Source organism: Pseudomonas sp. RP-B7, from assembly GCF_059803535.1.
Genome location: NZ_JAPFHC010000007.1, coordinates 84,552 through 101,211, shown reverse-complemented (window position 1 = coordinate 101,211; position 16,660 = coordinate 84,552). Strand labels below are relative to the sequence as shown.

The 16,660-nt window shown below is 63.1% G+C and carries 21 protein-coding genes; 11 read left to right on the top strand and 10 right to left on the bottom strand.

Annotated features, from left to right (window positions below; all coding sequences use genetic code 11):
* Positions 1-103: 103 nt before the first annotated feature.
* From OPU96_RS09240 to OPU96_RS09220, 5 genes are all read right to left on the bottom strand, one after another.
* The gene (locus tag OPU96_RS09240) at positions 104-1,435 is read right to left on the bottom strand and encodes a deoxyguanosinetriphosphate triphosphohydrolase (protein WP_192298768.1); all 1,332 of its coding nucleotides are present in this window, start codon (positions 1,433-1,435) and stop codon (positions 104-106) included.
* Between the two features lie 71 nt (positions 1,436-1,506).
* Positions 1,507-2,670, bottom strand: coding sequence for an EAL domain-containing protein (locus OPU96_RS09235; RefSeq protein WP_305392314.1), 1,164 nt, complete (start codon positions 2,668-2,670; stop codon positions 1,507-1,509).
* A gap of 91 nt (positions 2,671-2,761) precedes the next feature.
* Positions 2,762-3,103, bottom strand: a complete 342-nt coding sequence (locus tag OPU96_RS09230) for a hypothetical protein (protein WP_192298770.1) — start codon at positions 3,101-3,103, stop codon at positions 2,762-2,764.
* A complete protein-coding gene (locus OPU96_RS09225; RefSeq protein WP_192298771.1) occupies positions 3,100-3,483 on the bottom strand; it encodes a phage holin family protein in 384 nt (127 codons plus the stop codon). Before OPU96_RS09225 ends, OPU96_RS09230 begins: the two co-directional genes overlap by 4 nt.
* Before the next feature lie 2 nt (positions 3,484-3,485).
* Positions 3,486-3,800 (bottom strand): ElaB/YgaM/YqjD family protein, encoded by a 315-nt coding sequence (locus OPU96_RS09220; protein ID WP_192298772.1) that lies wholly within the window; start codon positions 3,798-3,800, stop codon positions 3,486-3,488.
* 348 nt (positions 3,801-4,148) lie between these two features.
* Between OPU96_RS09220 and OPU96_RS09215 the strand changes: the two genes are divergently transcribed.
* Positions 4,149-5,357 (top strand): ammonium transporter, encoded by a 1,209-nt coding sequence (locus tag OPU96_RS09215; protein WP_305392315.1) that lies wholly within the window; start codon positions 4,149-4,151, stop codon positions 5,355-5,357.
* Here the strand turns inward: OPU96_RS09215 and OPU96_RS09210 are convergent.
* Positions 5,344-7,068, bottom strand: a complete 1,725-nt coding sequence (locus OPU96_RS09210; protein WP_498558994.1) for a cation:proton antiporter — start codon at positions 7,066-7,068, stop codon at positions 5,344-5,346. The two genes, OPU96_RS09215 and OPU96_RS09210, sit on opposite strands and share 14 nt — an antisense overlap.
* A 226-nt stretch (positions 7,069-7,294) precedes the next feature.
* On the opposite strand from OPU96_RS09210, the gene OPU96_RS09205 reads away from it, so the two are divergent.
* The 3 genes from OPU96_RS09205 (at position 7,295) to OPU96_RS09195 (ending at position 8,880) form a co-directional block, all read left to right on the top strand.
* Positions 7,295-7,531 (top strand): glutaredoxin family protein, encoded by a 237-nt coding sequence (locus tag OPU96_RS09205; RefSeq protein WP_192298775.1) that lies wholly within the window; start codon positions 7,295-7,297, stop codon positions 7,529-7,531.
* Between the two features lie 74 nt (positions 7,532-7,605).
* Complete coding sequence (locus OPU96_RS09200; protein WP_003189932.1) at positions 7,606-7,941, top strand: hypothetical protein; 336 nt, start codon at positions 7,606-7,608, stop codon at positions 7,939-7,941.
* A gap of 48 nt (positions 7,942-7,989) precedes the next feature.
* Positions 7,990-8,880, top strand: a complete 891-nt coding sequence (locus tag OPU96_RS09195; protein WP_226455413.1) for a pseudouridine synthase — start codon at positions 7,990-7,992, stop codon at positions 8,878-8,880.
* A 55-nt stretch (positions 8,881-8,935) separates the two neighbouring features.
* On the opposite strand, the gene OPU96_RS09190 is transcribed toward OPU96_RS09195, so the two are convergent.
* Both OPU96_RS09190 and mobA read right to left on the bottom strand, forming a co-directional pair.
* Entirely contained in the window at positions 8,936-9,157 is a 222-nt protein-coding gene (locus tag OPU96_RS09190) for a YgdI/YgdR family lipoprotein (RefSeq protein ID WP_016978480.1), read from the bottom strand.
* A 79-nt stretch (positions 9,158-9,236) separates the two neighbouring features.
* Positions 9,237-9,839: a molybdenum cofactor guanylyltransferase MobA gene (gene mobA, locus OPU96_RS09185; protein ID WP_498558993.1), complete on the bottom strand. Its 603-nt coding sequence runs from the start codon at positions 9,837-9,839 to the stop codon at positions 9,237-9,239.
* Positions 9,840-9,915: 76 nt separating this feature from the next.
* Between mobA and moaB the strand changes: the two genes are divergently transcribed.
* Together moaB and OPU96_RS09175 are read left to right on the top strand one after the other, a co-directional pair.
* Positions 9,916-10,455: a molybdenum cofactor biosynthesis protein B gene (gene moaB / locus OPU96_RS09180; RefSeq protein ID WP_192298778.1), complete on the top strand. Its 540-nt coding sequence runs from the start codon at positions 9,916-9,918 to the stop codon at positions 10,453-10,455.
* On the top strand, positions 10,439-11,665 hold the full coding sequence (locus OPU96_RS09175; RefSeq protein ID WP_498558992.1) for a molybdopterin molybdotransferase MoeA: 1,227 nt from the start codon (positions 10,439-10,441) through the stop codon (positions 11,663-11,665). The genes moaB and OPU96_RS09175 overlap by 17 nt, the downstream gene beginning before the upstream one ends.
* A gap of 129 nt (positions 11,666-11,794) precedes the next feature.
* Here OPU96_RS09175 and OPU96_RS09170 read toward each other — a convergent pair whose 3' ends face one another.
* Both OPU96_RS09170 and fliK read right to left on the bottom strand, forming a co-directional pair.
* On the bottom strand, positions 11,795-12,124 hold the full coding sequence (locus OPU96_RS09170; protein WP_226455416.1) for an EscU/YscU/HrcU family type III secretion system export apparatus switch protein: 330 nt from the start codon (positions 12,122-12,124) through the stop codon (positions 11,795-11,797).
* Entirely contained in the window at positions 12,121-13,698 is a 1,578-nt protein-coding gene (fliK, locus tag OPU96_RS09165; RefSeq protein WP_226455417.1) for a flagellar hook-length control protein FliK, read from the bottom strand. Before fliK ends, OPU96_RS09170 begins: the two co-directional genes overlap by 4 nt.
* 200 nt (positions 13,699-13,898) lie before the next feature.
* On the opposite strand from fliK, the gene ccmA reads away from it, so the two are divergent.
* From ccmA to ccmE, 5 genes are all read left to right on the top strand, one after another.
* Positions 13,899-14,534 carry a cytochrome c biogenesis heme-transporting ATPase CcmA gene (gene ccmA / locus OPU96_RS09160; RefSeq protein ID WP_498558991.1) on the top strand — a complete coding sequence of 212 codons (636 nt, stop codon included), beginning with the start codon at positions 13,899-13,901 and terminating at the stop codon, positions 14,532-14,534.
* Positions 14,531-15,199: a heme exporter protein CcmB gene (ccmB, locus tag OPU96_RS09155; RefSeq protein ID WP_192298784.1), complete on the top strand. Its 669-nt coding sequence runs from the start codon at positions 14,531-14,533 to the stop codon at positions 15,197-15,199. Before ccmA ends, ccmB begins: the two co-directional genes overlap by 4 nt.
* A 78-nt stretch (positions 15,200-15,277) precedes the next feature.
* Positions 15,278-16,033, top strand: coding sequence for a heme ABC transporter permease (locus OPU96_RS09150; protein ID WP_192298785.1), 756 nt, complete (start codon positions 15,278-15,280; stop codon positions 16,031-16,033).
* Positions 16,030-16,206 carry a heme exporter protein CcmD gene (gene ccmD, locus OPU96_RS09145; RefSeq protein ID WP_003172771.1) on the top strand — a complete coding sequence of 59 codons (177 nt, stop codon included), beginning with the start codon at positions 16,030-16,032 and terminating at the stop codon, positions 16,204-16,206. Before OPU96_RS09150 ends, ccmD begins: the two co-directional genes overlap by 4 nt.
* Positions 16,203-16,658 (top strand): cytochrome c maturation protein CcmE, encoded by a 456-nt coding sequence (ccmE, locus tag OPU96_RS09140; protein WP_226455418.1) that lies wholly within the window; start codon positions 16,203-16,205, stop codon positions 16,656-16,658. The genes ccmD and ccmE overlap by 4 nt, the downstream gene beginning before the upstream one ends.
* Positions 16,659-16,660 lie beyond the last annotated feature (2 nt).

Below are 16,660 nucleotides of genomic sequence, written 5' to 3'. Positions count from 1 at the left end.
CGTGCGTGATTATTCTTCGAGTGAGTGTGCGAATTCGATCAGGCCGCTCTGTTCCCATCGTAGGGCGATTCCTTTCAGGGAACAGGCGGCTGGATAGACAGGATTACTGAGGGCTGGAACGCCCCGTCATCTCCCGTGCCATTTCGGTGGCGTAGCTGTCGGTCATGCCGGCGATAAAGTCGATCATGCGTAGAAACGAGGCGTGCAATGGCCACGCCGGATTGGGCGCGCTGTTGCCCAGCAGGTCGAGAATACGCCGGTTCTTGAACGAAGGCGTGCGTCCGCCATGCTGCTCCAGCGCGGCGCCGCAGAAGGCGTTCAGGAGGATCTCCAGGGTGGTGTAGGCGCCGATCTCATGCAGGGTCTTGCGCTTGTCCTGAAAGATTTTCTTGCGTGCCATGTCCTTGGCGTCGAGCACGCAGCGTTTGGCCGGACCGTGCATATGCTCCACCAGGTCCCCTGGCAGGGTGCCCGCAAGCAAGGCATCTTGTTGTTCGACAAAGGCCTGCGCCGCTGCGTTGGTCAGGTGTTCGATGGCCTTGCCGCGCAGGATCGCCAGTTTGCGTCGGCGCGAGTCGTCGGGGCCCAATTGGCGATAGGTTTGCGGCAGGTCGTCGCCCACTAGGTCAAGCAACAGCGACTCGACTTCGGCGTATTGCAACAGGTCCATTTCCAGGCCGTCTTCGAGGTCGATCAACGCATAGCAGATGTCGTCGGCCGCCTCCATCAGATAGACCAGCGGATGACGCGCCCAACGTTGTTCTTCCAGTTGCGGCAGGCCGAGCTTGTGGGCGATCTGCTCAAGAATCGGCAGCTCGCTCTGGTAGCAGCCGAACTTGTGTTTCTTGTAGCCCAGGGAGTCGGCGTGGCGGGCGGTCCAGGGGTATTTCAGGTATGTGCCGAGGGTGGCGTAGGTCAGCCGCGTGCCGCCGTCGAACTGGTGATATTCCAGCTGGGTGAGCACCCGGAACCCCTGGGCATTGCCCTCGAAATTGAGGAAGTCATTGCGCTCGGCGCTGCTCATGTCATCCAGCCAACCGCGCCCGGCGGCCTGCTGGAACCAGTGGCGGATGGCGTCTTCACCGGAGTGCCCGAACGGCGGGTTGCCGATGTCATGGGCCAGGCAGGCCGATTGCACCACCATGCCCAGGTCACTGGGGTCGCACCAGTCGGGCAGGGCACCGCGCAGGGTCTCGCCGACGCGCATGCCCAGGGAGCGGCCGACGCAACTGACTTCCAGCGAGTGGGTCAGGCGCGTGTGGATGTGGTCGTTGCTCGACACCGGGTGCACCTGGGTCTTGCGGCCCAGGCGGCGGAACGCGCCGGAGAAAATGATGCGGTCGTGGTCTTTGTGAAACGGGCTGCGCCCCAGTTCTTCCGGGCTGTGCAGGGGTTTGCCAAGACGTTCGCGGGTCAGCAGGGTGGGCCAATCCAAGGCGGGTACTCTCCGTGCGGTGAATGACCCCCCCAGCTTCCCGGTTCCGCTTCGGCGGGGCAAGCGAAAATCTACAGCCCGGCGGCGTCGACATCGATTAACAGCAAGCGCTGACCGTTATCGAAGAATTGTCCGGCGGTCAGGCAGTATTGATTGCTGGTGGCGTCGCGATAGGTTGAAGACAGATTCAGCCGCCGCTCCTCCCAACCCTCGGCCAGCAAGTGATAGAAATACGGGCGCCACGACCAGTTGTGACCCAGGTAACGGCTGTCGGCTTGCCAGGCATCGTGCTGCCATTCGAAGTTCGGGGTCAGTTGGGTGCCATGCCGGTCGCACTGATAGAAGCGCAGCAGCCAGGGGAAGTCCGGCAGTTGTGGCAGTTGGCTCAAGGGTGCCTGGCCCTGGGCCCAGGTTTGCAGGATGTGCATCAGCTCGACCAATTGCAGGCGCAGCTGCATGAGGCGCCCGCGCTCCGTGAGTTTTTGCTGGACGTACTGCGTGCGCAGTTGTGCAAAGCGTGGCACGAAGGCATCGGCGGCGAACCAGTCAAGCTGCGCCTGGGCGAACAGATACCCCTGCACATACCGCGCCCCGCACTCCAGGGCAAAGCTCAACTGCGCTTCGGTCTCCACGCCTTCGGCAATGATCCAGCAGCCGGTCTTCTCGGCCATTTGCGCGAGTGCGCGCACCACTTCGCTGCTCGGCCCGCCGCGTGCGGCGTCCTGGAACAGGCGCATGTCGAGCTTGAGAATATCCGGTTGCAGCGCCAGCACCCGATCCAGCTGGGAGTAGCCCGCACCGAAATCGTCGATGGCAATGCGCGCGCCGGCCTCGCGATAACGCGCCACTACGTCAGCCAAGCGCTGGATGTTGCCGCCCAACTCGGTGATCTCGAATACGATCCGCCGGGGATCGACGCCGTGGGCGCGCACTTGCTTGAGGCTGGGCAGCACCTGGCCGGGGCGCAGGCGGTTGATCCAGCGGGGCGAGATGTTCAGGCTGAGGAACCAGTCTTCGGGCACTTCGTGCAGGCGGCTCAGTGCGTTGTCGCGGATCTGCCGGTCCAGTCGCCGCAGGCTCACGCCAGGCGTGCGCGGGTCAGCGAACAGCGGCCCCACGGACTGCAAGCGGCCGTCAGGTTGACGCAAGCGACCCAGGGCTTCGACGCCGGCAATGCGCCCGGTGGCAGTGTCGATAAACGGCTGGAAGCAGGCGAGCGGTTGCCCGTCGATCACAGGGACTCCTTAAAGAAATGGCGAAAAAAGGCCCGACTCTCGAAAACGAGAGCCGGGCCGCTTTTGTCTGCAAGAATGCAGCCAGCGTGGCTCAGCCTTTGCGCGACGCACCCTGCATGGCCAGTTTGATCAGCGGGATCAAACCGGCGCCCAACCGTACCAGGCGCGTCAGGCTGGCGAGACTGCCACCCTTGGCGCCCTTGCCGGTGAAGAAGCCCAGCAGCGTCACCGCCGCCACGCCCCACAGCGGCGCATGCTTGATGCCCAGGCTGTCCTGCCAGTTCTGGCCCATGTTGCGCACCTTGGCCAGTGGTGCCACCAGTTGCTGCGACTCATGGCGGATTTCCTGGCGGTGCATTTCCATGCGCAGGCGGATCAGCGCCTTGCGCATTTCCCGGCGCGAAGTGGTGTGCGGGATTTCAGTCAGGCTCATGGCAGCAGGCGCTCCCGGTCGTTGGCCAGCTCTTCGAGGGTGGCGTGGAACGGTGTGGACTCATCGAACACCGCCGCTTTCAGGCGTAAGCCGCAGAAGGCGGCGGCCAGGCTGTAGAACACGCAGAGGCAGATGATCCCGGTGAGACGATAGCCGGTGTCCCAGACCAGGATCATCACCAGGGTCGACAACCCCACCAACAGCAGCAGGGCAAACACCAACGCCAGCCCGGCAAACAGCAACAGGCTGACGGTGCGCGCCTTCTGCTCCTGTAATTCGATGCCGAACAGTTCGACGTGGCTGTGCAGCAAACCCAACACGGCCGCGCCCAGGCGCTTTGAAGTAGAGCTCGTGGACGAGCCGGTTTCGCCGTTAGACATGATTAGCGCCTTGTAGCCAGCAGGCCGATCAGGAAACCCACGCCGGCGGCAATGCCGACCGACTGCCAAGGATTGGCCTGCACATAATCTTCAGTGGCGGTGACGGCCGCCTGGCCGCGTTCGCGCAGGGACTCTTCGGTCTGGTGCAAGGTTTCACGGGCCTTGAGCAGGCTCTCGTGGATCTTGCTGCGCAGCTCGTCGGCTTGGTCACCAGCCAGGATCTTGGTGTCGTCCAGCAGCTTTTCGGTGTCGCTGACCAGGGTTTGAAAATCCGCCAGCAGTATTTCTTGAGCAGTCTTTGCCGTTTTTCTGGCCATGGTTATCTCCGTGATGGGCTGAATCTGTGCGTTGTGGTTTCGAGTCACCGGCATCGGTGAAGGTTCAGTGCAATTGTCTGGTACAGCTTTTGCTTTGCCTTGGTGCGCAGGCCACGTGGCTTGCGCTGAATCCGGGCGGTCGGGCAGGAAGCCTTCAAAAACCTTACCCTAAATAACTGAAACTCGCGGAAAAACCCTGTCGGCAACGGCCTGTTGTGGTGATCGCTGCGCTAAAGCGGTTCACGCCCTCTGAAGAGGGGTGGAGCCGGTGGTGCCAATTTAGTGCGCGAGACCCTGGCTTGAACCGCTTTGGTGCTTTTTGCCTTTAATGCAGGCCTGCCAACCTCCATGGAAAATTTGCAAAGTGCGGTGGACACCCTCGTCCACAGTTCCAACACCCTGTTTATCCTGATCGGCGCCGTCATGGTATTGGCCATGCACGCCGGCTTCGCGTTCCTCGAAGTCGGCACGGTGCGCCAGAAGAACCAGGTCAACGCGCTGTCGAAAATCCTCAGCGACTTCGCTATCTCCACGCTGGCCTATTTCTTTATAGGCTATTGGATCTCCTACGGCGTGAGTTTCCTGCAACCGGCTGCGGTGATCAGCGCCGATCATGGCTATGGCCTGGTGAAGTTCTTCTTCCTGCTGACGTTCGCAGCGGCGATCCCGGCGATTATTTCCGGAGGTATCGCCGAGCGTGCACGTTTTGTTCCGCAGCTGTGCGCCACGGCGCTGATCGTGGCGTTTATCTACCCGTTTTTCGAAGGCATGGTGTGGAACGGCAACTTCGGCCTGCAAGCCTGGCTGCTGGCGACCTTTGGTGCCAGTTTCCATGACTTCGCCGGTTCCGTGGTGGTGCACGCCATGGGTGGCTGGCTGGCGCTGGCGGCGGTATTGCTGCTCGGCCCGCGCAACGGGCGCTATCGCGAGGGACGACTGGTGGCGTTTGCACCGTCGAGCATTCCCTTCCTGGCGTTGGGGTCGTGGATTCTGATTGTCGGCTGGTTCGGCTTCAACGTAATGAGCGCGCAGACCCTGAACGGCGTCAGCGGCCTGGTGGCGGTCAATTCGCTGATGGCCATGGTCGGTGGCACCGTGGCCGCGCTGATCATCGGGCGCAATGACCCAGGCTTCCTGCACAACGGCCCCTTGGCCGGGCTGGTGGCGATCTGTGCCGGTTCCGACCTGATGCACCCGGTGGGCGCGCTGGTCACCGGCGTGGTTGCCGGTGGCCTGTTTGTGTGGTGCTTTATCGCCGCTCAGGACCGTTGGAAGATCGACGACGTGCTCGGCGTGTGGCCACTGCATGGCCTGTGCGGCGTATGGGGCGGCATCGCCTGCGGCATCTTTGGCCAGACCGCGCTGGGTGGCTTGGGCGGCGTCAGCCTGATCAGCCAGTTGATCGGCACCGCCCTGGGTGTGGTCGTGGCGTTGGGCGGCGGCCTGTTGGTGTACGGCGTGATCAAGCGCGCCTACGGCCTGCGCCTGAGCCAGGAAGAGGAGTATTACGGTGCGGACCTGTCGATTCACAAGATCGGCGCGGTCAGTCAGGATTGAGCGGCTCGTCGGCCGCTTGATAAAAACCGTGCAGCAGGCGATAGCGGTTATGCCGCACTTCGTCGACCCGCGCCTGCACCTGTTGGTCCGGCAGGCCCAGCAGGATCAAGGCGTGGGAGGCGAGCATCAGGCTCGACTCCAATAGCTCAGGCACCACTTCACTGGCGCCTGCAGCTTTCAATTCGGCCAACTGGCTGTCATCGCGGGTGCGCACCAGGATCGGCACTTCGCGGTTGATTCGCCGCGCTTCTTTCAACACCACCAGGGCGACATCGGTGTTGTCCACGGCAATCACCACCAACCGCGCGCGCTCCAGGCCGACCGCGCTGAGTAATGCGCCCCGTCGGCAATCGCCGTAATGCACGCTGCTCTCTTCGGTGGCGGCTTCCTGCACCCGTTCCGGGTCGTCATCCAGGGCGATAAACGCCTGTTGTTCATTGCGTAGAAAACGTCCGATGGATTGCCCGACGCGGCCATACCCACAAATCACCGCATGCCCGCGCAGTTCGGCGTTGAGTGCGGTGATGTGTTCCAGTTGCACCTGCTGGTTGGGCTTGCGGTGCAGACGCAGGGCAATGGCTGGAGCGGCGCGCAACAGCAGGGGCGTGAGCAACATCGAACAGAACGTCGCAGCGAGCAACAGGCCGTTGAACTCGTCCGGAATCAGCCGGCTCTGTTGCATCTGCGCCATCAAGGCAAAACAGAACTCGCCGCCCTGGGCCAGGGCCAGGCCGCTGCGCCAGGCGGTCTCGCTGTCGCTGCCGCGCCACTTGACCAGCGCAGCTACCACGCAGCCTTTGACCAGCATCAGCGTGAGCGTCAGGCCCAGGATCAACAGGCTGTGGCTGACGAACAGTTGCAGGTCGATCAGCATGCCGATACTGACGAAAAACAGCCCCAGCAGGATGTCGCGAAACGGGCGGATGTCGGCTTCGATCTGGTGCCGGTAATGGCTTTCCCCAAGCAGCATGCCGGCCAGGAACGCGCCGAGGGCCGGGGACAGCCCCAGCAAGTGCGTCAGCCACGCCGTAAGCAGCACGATCACCAACGCCAGCAGCACAAACAGCTCCGCCGAGTGAGACGCCGCGACCTCATGAAACAGGCGCGGCAACAGCCAGCGGCTGGCCAGCAGCAAGCCGACAAACAGCACCACGGTCTTGCCCAGGGTCAGCGGCAATGCCACGTACCAGGCCTGCTCGCCGGTGCCGGCGAACACCGGCACCAGGGTCAGCAGCAACACCGCCACCACATCCTGGAACAGCAATACGCCAATCGCATTCTGGCCATGGCTGCTGAAGATTTCGCCGAGGCTGGTCAGCTCCTTGCTGACGATGGCCGTGGACGACAACGCCAGCCCGGCGCCGAGCAACAACGCGATGCCCGGTGCCACGCCCAGCGCCATCAACAGGATACCCAGCAGCACCCCGCAACCCAGCACCTGCAAACTGCCCAGGCCGAACACCACATGGCGCAGGGCAAGCATTTTGGTCAAGGAAAACTCCAGGCCCAGGGAGAACAGCAGGAACACCACGCCCAGTTCGGCCAGGTCCGGCAGCTCTTCGCTGTCATTCACCCAGTCCAGGGCAGTCGGTCCCACGGCCAGGCCCACGCACAGGTAGCCGAGCACGGGCGGCAGTTGCAGCCGGCGAAACAGCGCAATCACCACCAAGGATGAGGCCAGAATGATCAGCAGGTTGGCAAACACACACATCTCCATTGCAAAAGGGCAGGCAAAAAGCCGCGAGAATCACTGAATCAGTTATAGGCCATGCTGACCTGCGTCAGGGTTTTCTGTGGCAAGGGCGCTTGCTCGCGTCGGACTGCGCAGCAGTCCCATGCCTGGGGCCGCTTCGCGGCCCAGCGGCAGCAAGCGCCCTCGCCACAGGTAACCAGCGGGCATAGAATGGTCGCCTACTTTCTGAGCAGGTCCGTTTGTCATGCTTCCTGAATGCCAGCTGTTCGGCACCCTGGGTTGCCATCTTTGTGAGAATGCCGAATCCGAAATCATGCCGCTCGTCGAACACGGGCTGATGGTTGAATTGGTCGATATCGCCGATTCCGAAGCGCTGTTTGAGAGCTACGGCCTAAGGATTCCGGTACTCCGGCGGGTCGACACCGGCGCTGAGCTGGACTGGCCGTTCGACAGCGGGCAGGTGGTCGCCTTCCTGCGCTGAGGTTTGCGCGATGGCGGGTTTCCGAATATTGAGTTACTGTATGTTTGTACAGCGATTGAATAGAGGGAACGCCCGTGGTGAATGTTGAACAACTGAAAAGCAGCGTCAATCGCATGTCCGCCGATGTCGTGCGTGACGCGGTGAACGAGCTGCGCCTCGACGGCCTGGTCACGGAAGGCAAGACGCCGTTTAACAAAGTGCATTTCAATACCTGCTTTGCCGAGATCGAGGCGTTGTTCCAGCGCGCCGGCTATCACAAGCAGTTGGATGTGGTGGGTTACCAGGGTTTGTTGTACGCGCTGTACGATCCAGGCCGCTGGGAAGCGGTGGACGTGCTGCGCTGGCTCAAGGAATTCACCGAGGCCGCCAGTGCCTCGCCGGTTCTGCGGGCGCAATTGGCCAAGGCCTGAGCCATGCGGGATAATGCCCGCCGGTTTTCTCAAGCTTCGAGCATCTGCATGTCCACTTCCGGTTTTATCGCGTCCGAGCACCAAGCCAGCACCCTGTACTTGCCGCCGGGCCCTTGGGCGACGGTGCTCGAGTGCCTGTGCGAGCACTTCCCGGCGATCGGCCGGGAACATTGGCTGGACCGCATCGCGCGCGGTCGGGTGCTGGATGTCCACGGTAGCCCGATCAGCCAGGGCCTGGCCTACAAGGAAGGCCTGTGCATCTACTACTTTCGCGAAGTGCCGAACGAAAAGGTGATCCCGGTCGAGGAGAGCATCCTCTACGCCGATGAACACTTGGTGGTCGCCGACAAACCGCACTTCCTGCCTGTGACGCCGGCCGGTGAGTATGTCGAGCAAACCCTGCTGCGCCGCCTGATCCGCCGCTTGGACAATCCGTCGCTGGTGCCCCTGCATCGCATTGACCGGCACACCGCGGGGCTGGTGCTGTTTTCGGCCAACCCGGCCAGTCGTGCGGCGTATCAACAGCTGTTTCCCACGCGCCAGATCGACAAGTTCTACGAAGCCATCGCCCCTGCCTTGCCCGACCTGACCTTCCCCCTGGTGCATAAAAGCCGCCTGGTGGATGGCGAGCCGTTCTTCCGCATGCAGGAAGGCGCAGGTGTGAGCAACACCGAAACGGCGGTTGAAGTGCGCGAGAAACACGGCGATCTGTGGCGCTACGGCCTGTTCCCGGTGACCGGCAAGAAGCACCAGTTGCGCGTGCACATGACTGCGCTCGGCGCGAGTATCTGTAACGACCCGTTCTACCCTGACGTGATCAAGGATGCCGTGGACGACTACGCCAACCCCCTCAAGCTGCTGGCCCAGGGTGTCCGGTTCATCGACCCGGTGACCGGCGAAGAACGCAGCTTCCGTAGCCGCATCACCCTCGACTGGTAACCCGCAAGAACGACAAGGCCCGCACGCGGCGGGCCTTGGTGGCAAACGCTAAGACTTACAGGTCTTTAACGGTGCGGACCTGATCCTTGTTGATGCGGGTCTGCTTGCCGTCCAGTTGTTCGAACTCGTAGAAGCCCGAATCCTTATCGAATTTAGGGGTGTCGACGGCCTGGATTTCGCGACCGTCATTCAGGGTGATCACTGTTGGCGAAGCGCAACCGGCGAGGGTGGCGAGGCCCAGTGCAAGCATGAGAGCGGCGATGGTCCGTTGAGTCATGGTGTTGTCTCCGAGAGAATTCTTTTGAAATACTGACCTTGTGACGCGCGCGGCGTCGACAAAGTTCCTGATGCGAGGCTCATTCTGACACGCCGGGGCTGGGGAGTAACAGCTCGGGGGTATTCAGGTTGGCCAGGCGCGGATCATCCGCCGGGCATTCCAGGCCCACCGCGCCGAGTTTCATGAAGATCTGTCGCGGGCTGCGTTCACCGGCGTGCCAGGCGGCCTCGACCGCGTCGCGCAGGGCGGTGGGCAGGATGCAGATCAGCGGTTCCCAGAATTGACCATGGCGCACCATCACAGGCACCCGCGGATTGCGTTGCGCGGTCGTACGCAGCTCGGCCAACAGTTGTGCATCGATCTGCGGTACATCGCACGGCAGGATCAGCAAATGCCCATGACGCGCAGCGACAAGACCGGCGCGGATGCCTGCGAGCGGCCCGGGGTAGTCCGGGCTGTCGTCATTGACCAGTTGGTCGGCAAACGCCGCGTATCGCTCGGGGTTGCGGTTGCACGAGATGATCAGGTCGTCCGTCAGCGGCCGGACCAAACCGTGCAGGTGCGCAATCAACGGCTGACCGCGCCATTCCAGCAGGCCCTTGTCCTGGCCGCCCATGCGCTGGCCACGGCCACCGGACAACAGCAACACCGAACAGGGCAGGGGCGATGAATCGATAGGCATGGCGGTTCCGCAGCGGCAGCAAAAGGGGGGCCTGTGATATAACACCCGCCTGTTTCTTCGACAACCGGACCGTGCCATGACCGCCAAGGCAGATGCGCCCTTCGTACCCCTGAACATCGCTGTATTGACCGTCAGCGACACCCGCACCCTGGACACCGACACCTCGGGCCAGGTCTTCGTCGACCGCCTCACCGCCGCGGGCCACAACCTGGCCGAGCGTGTGCTGCTCAAGGATGATCTCTACAAGATCCGCGCCCAGGTCGCCCACTGGATCGCCGAAGACGTGGTGCAGGTCGTGCTGATCACCGGCGGCACCGGCTTCACCGGCCGCGACAGCACCCCGGAAGCCGTGAGCTGCCTGCTGGACAAACAGGTCGACGGCTTTGGCGAACTGTTCCGCCAGATCTCCGTGGCCGACATCGGCACCTCCACCGTGCAATCGCGCGCCCTGGCCGGCCTGGCCAACGGCACCCTGGTGTGCTGCCTGCCGGGTTCGACCAATGCGGTGCGCACCGGCTGGGATGGCATCCTCGCCGAGCAACTGGACAACCGTCACCGCCCATGCAATTTCGTACCGCACTTGAAGCAGGCCGAGCCCTGTGAATCCCGTGGGTAAGCCCGGCAAGAGCGGTGCGCTGATGCCGGTGGAAGACGCCTTGGCGCAACTGCTGGCGATGGCCGAGGCCGCGCCGATCCTCGATTTGCAAACGTTGCCCCTGGCCGATTGCGATGGCCGTGTCTTGGCGCTAGACCTGATCTCCACCCTCGACCTGCCGCCTTGGCCGAACAGCGCCATGGACGGTTACGCCCTGCGCCTGGCCGACTGGAACGGCGAGCCGTTGGTGGTCAGCCAGCGCATCTTCGCCGGGCAGGCGCCGCAGCCATTGGCCGCCGGCACCTGCGCGCGGATCTTCACCGGGGCACCGGTGCCGGAAGGCGCGGATTGCGTGGAGATGCAGGAGAACGCCGTGGTCCACGCCGACGAGCGCGTGAGTTTCAGCGAGCCCCTGCACCTCCAGCAGAACATCCGCCCCCAAGGCCAGGAAACCACGGTCGGTGAGTTGGTCCTGACTGCAGGCACGCGCCTGGGGCCCGTCGAACTGGGGCTCGCCGCTTCACTCGGGCGTGACCGCCTTGAAGTCGTCCGCCGCCCGCGCGTCGCCGTGCTGTCCACCGGTGACGAACTGATCGAGCCCGGCCTGCCGCTGGGCCCCGGGCAGATCTACAACAGCAACCGTCGTGTGTTGTGTACCTGGCTTGAGCGCATGGGCTGCGAGGTGATCGACGCCGGCATTCTGCCCGACGATCTGGAGCAGACCCGCTCGCGCCTGGCGGGCCTGGGCAGCGTTGATCTGATCCTGTCGACGGGCGGTGTGTCGGTCGGCGAGGCGGATTTCCTCGGCATTGCCCTGCGGGAAGAGGGCGAGCTGGCGCTGTGGAAGCTCGCGATCAAACCAGGCAAGCCGCTGACCTTCGGGCACTTCCGTGGCGTGCCGGTGATTGGCCTGCCGGGCAACCCGGCCTCGACCCTGGTGACGTTTGCGTTGCTGGCGCGGCCCTACCTGCTGCGCCGCCAAGGGGTGGCGGACGTGGAGCCATTGCGTTTCGAAGTGCCAGTGGGGTTCACGTGGCCCAAACCGGGCAACCGCCGCGAGTACCTGCGCGGGCGCATCGAGCAGGGCAAGGCGATCATCTACCGCAACCAGAGCTCCGGCGTGCTGCGCAGCGCGGCGTGGGCCGAGGGGTTGGTGGAGGTGTTGGAAGGGACGATGTTGGCGGAGGGGGATGTGGTCAACTTCATTCCCCTGAGCGAAGTCTTGAACTGAACACAAATCCCCTGTGGGAGCGGGTTTGCTCGCGAATGCGGTGGGTCAGTTGATACATCTGTTAGCTGATACACCGCATTCGCGAGCAAGCCCGCTCCCACATTTGGATTGATGTATGTCTGGAAGTGCTCAGTAGTCGTCGCCACGCTCTGTGATGTCCCGCTCCACCGGCCCCGCATCCGGGTCATATCCCACCGGGAACTTGCCCTTCAACGTCCAGGCAAACGCAATGATCTCCGCCACCGTGCGGTACAACTCCTCCGGAATGCTATCCCCCAGCTCCATGCGTGCCAGCAGCTTCACCAGCTCGGCATTTTCATAGATCGGTACTTCATTCTCCCGCGCCAGCTTGAGGATCGCCTCGGCCAGCGCATCGTCGCCCTTGGCCGTCAGGGTCGGTGCTTGCTGGCCGTCGTACTTGAGGGCAATCGCCTGGCGCGGCGGGTTGGCGTTGTTCATGCGGTTTCATCCACCCAGCGTTGCTCCAGTCCGGTTTTCGGCCCGCGTGGCGGGGTGCCGAGGTGGCAGTCGAGGTCGCCGACGTTAAGGCCCGAGGTGACCAGGCGTTCGCGCAAGTGGCCCAGGTGGCTTTCGATCAAGCTGGCGGTGAACGGCCGGGTCGCCCAGAGCTGGCTGGACAGTTTGCCCTGGCTCAGTTGCGCCTGGACCTGCAACGGTCCCAGTGGCTCCATGTCGAACGCCAGGTCCACGCGCCAGAGCATCTGCCTGGGGTCTTTGCGTTCTTTGCGTTCGGGCTGGTCTTTGTCCGGCGCCGGTTCTTCACGCTGGAACTTGACCTGCAAGGGCACGATGTCCTGCAAGGTGCGCATGGGGATTTCCAACTGCCAGGTGGTTTGCAGGCGACCATCGGCGGTGGTGCCGGTTTGCTCCAGGCTCGACAGCTGGTGGCTTTGCAGGCGTGAGATGGCGCCGGCGGCCAGGCGCAGCAGGTTTTCCAGGTCGCCTTCGCCTTCCAGTTTCGCCATCAGCCGTTCGGGCAGCGGGAAACCGGCGGGAGCCTGGCGGGCACTGAGCTGGCCGAGGGTGTTCAGCGGGCTGCGTACAAAGTTGGGCAGTACCTGGGCCAGGGTATTGGCGGCGAGGATGGCATTGAGGTTGGTGCTGGCGGGCAGGGCCGGTAGCAGCTCGGCCACCAGGCGCAGCAGGGCGCCTTTCATGTCCAGCGGTGGAACCCCTGGGTTCTGCCCAGCGAGCAGTTTGGCTTCAAGAAAGGCGCCGCTGTTCTGGATCACCTGGGCCAGCACTTTCGGATTGCTGACTTGCGCCAAATCGGGCAAAGCAGCCAACAAACGCTCGGCCGCCGCGCGCAGTTCAGTGGAGGTGCTGTCACTGCGCGGCAGGTTCTGCAACGCAGTGAACACGGCATCCAGTGAGCCTTGGCGGCTATGTTGAGTCGCCAACTGCTGGGTGACGGCCAGTTGGTCCTTCAAGCCACTCAGCGGCACGAAATTCAGGGTTTGCGCGTTCTGCACCACGGCGCTGAGCAAGCTGCCGACGCGCAGCGGCTGGGGGCTTTCCAACGTCAATGTAGCGCCGGCAAGGGTGTTGTTGAGCACCGTCACCAGCGAACGGTAGATCGCCGGTTGCGCTGCGCCCTGGGGCAGCATCTGGGTGGTCAGCACCTTGGCTTGCAGCAGCGTGCCGACCGGCAACTGCGTGGTGTCGATGCGGGTGAGGGCGGCGACGTTGGCGCTCAGGGCCTGCTGCAAGCTGATGGTCAGGTTGCCCGCCGGGGTCTGGCTGACCGCCACATTGCTGCCCAACGGCAAGGGTTGCGCGCTGCTGGCTTGCACCAGGGTCTGGCGGCCGCCGTCGAGGGTCAGCTTGAGCAGCAACTGAAAGGCTTCACCGCCTTGTTTCAGGGCGATGACTTCGGCGTTGGCGGTTTTTCCCGGGGAAATCAGCCCGGTCTGCGGTTCCAGCAACTTGAGCAGTTCACCGGTCGCGGGCAGCGGGGCGGGCCCGCCTGTCGAGGCGGGTGGAAGCACAGGAAGGTTGATTTCGCCGGTCATCGTCTACGCCGTCTTGAAGGAAATTGCCCTCTTGAGAGTAGGGCATCGCATGTATAATGCCGCCGGTCTGCAAAGAGAGCGCTAAAAACCTCACAACTATTTGATCCAGCTCTCTAAAATCGGTCGCCAAAGCCGTTATTGTGCATTTCTCTTTAACGGCCGTTGCACCGCCGACTTGAACCGTAAAGGCCCGCGATCTTTTGACCAGCCCTCTTCTTGAAGCCGTAGCGCTTTCCTGTGAACGCGACCTGCGCCTGTTGTTCGAGCACCTCGACCTGCGGCTGACGGGCGGCGACATGGTGCAGATCAGCGGCCCCAACGGCAGCGGCAAAACCAGTCTGCTGCGGCTGCTGGCCGGGTTGATGCAACCGACGGCGGGTGAAATACGCCTCAACGGCAAGCCCCTGAACGCGCAACGTACTGAACTGGCCCGCAACCTTGTCTGGATCGGCCACGCCGCCGGGATCAAGGACGTGCTCACCGCCGAAGAAAACCTCAGTTGGCTCAGCGCCCTGCATCATCCCGCCTCCCGTGACGCCATCTGGCAGGCCCTCGCCGCCGTCGGCCTCAAGGGCTTCGAAGACGTACCCTGTCACACCCTGTCCGCTGGCCAGCAGCGCCGCGTGGCCCTCGCGCGTTTGTACCTGCCGGGCCCGCCGCTGTGGATTCTCGACGAACCCTTCACCGCCCTCGACAAACAAGGCGTCGCCCAGTTGGAAGAGCACTTGGCCCAACACTGCGAGCAGGGCGGGCTGGTGGTGCTCACCACCCATCACACCCTCGCGCGCATGCCCGCCGGTTACCGTGACCTGGACCTGGGCCGGTGGTCGCTATGAGTGTGTTTGCCCTGTTGGTCGCCCGCGAAGCCCGGTTGTTATGCCGGCGCCCGGCCGAGTTGGCCAACCCACTGGTGTTCTTCGCGATTGTCATCGCACTGTTCCCGTTGGCGGTCGGTCCCGAGACTAAACTGTTGCAAACCTTGTCTCCGGGACTGGTGTGGGTGGCGGCGCTTTTATCGGTGCTGCTCTCGCTGGACGGGCTGTTTCGCAGTGATTTCGAAGACGGTTCCCTGGAGCAGTGGGTCCTTTCGTCGCACCCCCTGCCTCTACTGGTATTGGCCAAGGTGCTGGCACACTGGGTTTTTTCCGGCTTGGCGCTAGTCTTGCTCTCGCCGCTGCTGGCGCTGATGCTCGGTTTGCCCGTCGAATGCCTGCCGATCCTGCTGCTGAGCCTGTTGCTCGGTACGCCGGTCCTCAGTTTGCTGGGGGCGGTGGGCGCGGCGTTGACCGTGGGTTTGAAGCGCGGCGGGCTGTTGCTGGCCCTGTTGATTCTGCCGTTGTACATCCCGGTGTTGATCCTGGGCAGCGGCGCCTTGCAAGCCGCGCTCATGGGCATGCCGGCGACCGGTTACCTCTTGTGGCTTGGCAGCCTGACCGCCCTGGCGGTAACCCTGACACCTTTTGCGATAGCGGCCGGCCTGAAGATCAGCGTCGGCGAATAATGAGGTCTGGCTGATCATTAGCCAGTAAAGACCCTAAGCTGCTTGCGTCGACAAGCGGCAACCGTGATGGAAACAGCAATGAACTGGACCTGGTTTCACAAGCTTGGCTCACCCAAATGGTTCTACGGCATCAGCGGCAAGCTGCTGCCGTGGTTGAGCCTCTTCGCCGTGCTGCTGATCGGCATCGGTCTGGTCTGGGGCCTGGCCTTCGCGCCGCCGGACTATCAGCAAGGCAACAGCTTTCGCATCATCTACATCCACGTGCCGGCCGCGATGCTGGCCCAGTCCTGCTACGTGATGCTGGCGGTGTGCGGCATCGTCGGCCTGGTCTGGAAGATGAAACTCGCCGATGTCGCCCTGCAATGCGCCGCGCCCATCGGGGCGTGGATGACGGCCGTGGCGCTGGTCACCGGGGCGATCTGGGGCAAGCCGACCTGGGGTTCGTGGTGGGTGTGGGATGCGCGACTAACGTCCATGTTGATCCTGCTGTTCCTGTACTTCGGTCTGATTGCCCTGGGCAATGCGATCAGTAATCGTGACAGTGCCGCCAAGGCCTGCGCGGTGCTGGCGATTGTCGGCGTGATCAACATCCCGATCATCAAGTACTCGGTGGAGTGGTGGAACACCCTGCACCAGGGCGCCACCTTCACCCTCACCGAAAAACCGGCAATGCCCGTGGAAATGTGGGCGCCGCTGCTGTTGATGGTGCTGGGGTTCTACTGCTTTTTCGGCGCGGTGCTGCTGATGCGCATGCGCCTTGAGGTGCTCAAGCGTGAAGCCAGGGCCAGTTGGGTCAAGGCCGAAGTGCAAAGCTGCCTGGGAGCACGTGGATGAGTTTTGCTTCTTTCAGTGATTTTCTCGCCATGGGCCACCACGGCCTGTACGTCTGGACGGCCTATGGCATCTGCCTGGCGGTGCTGGCCCTCAACGTCGCCGCGCCGATCCTGGCCCGCAAGCGTTACCTGCAACAAGAGGCGCGTCGTCTGCGCCGGGAGACCGAAAAGTGAATCCGCTGCGTAGAAAACGTCTGTTGATCATCCTGGCCATCCTGGCTGGCGTGGGCATTGCCGTGGCCCTGGCCTTGAGCGCCTTGCAACAAAACATCAACCTGTTCTACACCCCGACCCAGATCGCCAATGGCGAAGCGCCGCTGGATACCCGCATCCGCGCCGGCGGCATGGTCGAGCAGGGCTCGCTGAAACGCTCCGGCGACTCCCTCGACGTGACCTTCGTGGTCACCGACTTCAGCAAGTCCGTGACCATCAGCTACCGCGGCATCCTCCCGGACCTGTTCCGCGAAGGCCAGGGCATCGTCGCCTTGGGCAAGCTCAACGCCGACGGCGTGGTGGTGGCCGATGAAGTGCTGGCCAAGCACGATGAAAAATACATGCCGCCGGAAGTGACCAAGGCCCTGAAAGACAGCGGCCAGTCCGCACCAACGCCCGCCAAGGAGGGTTGAGT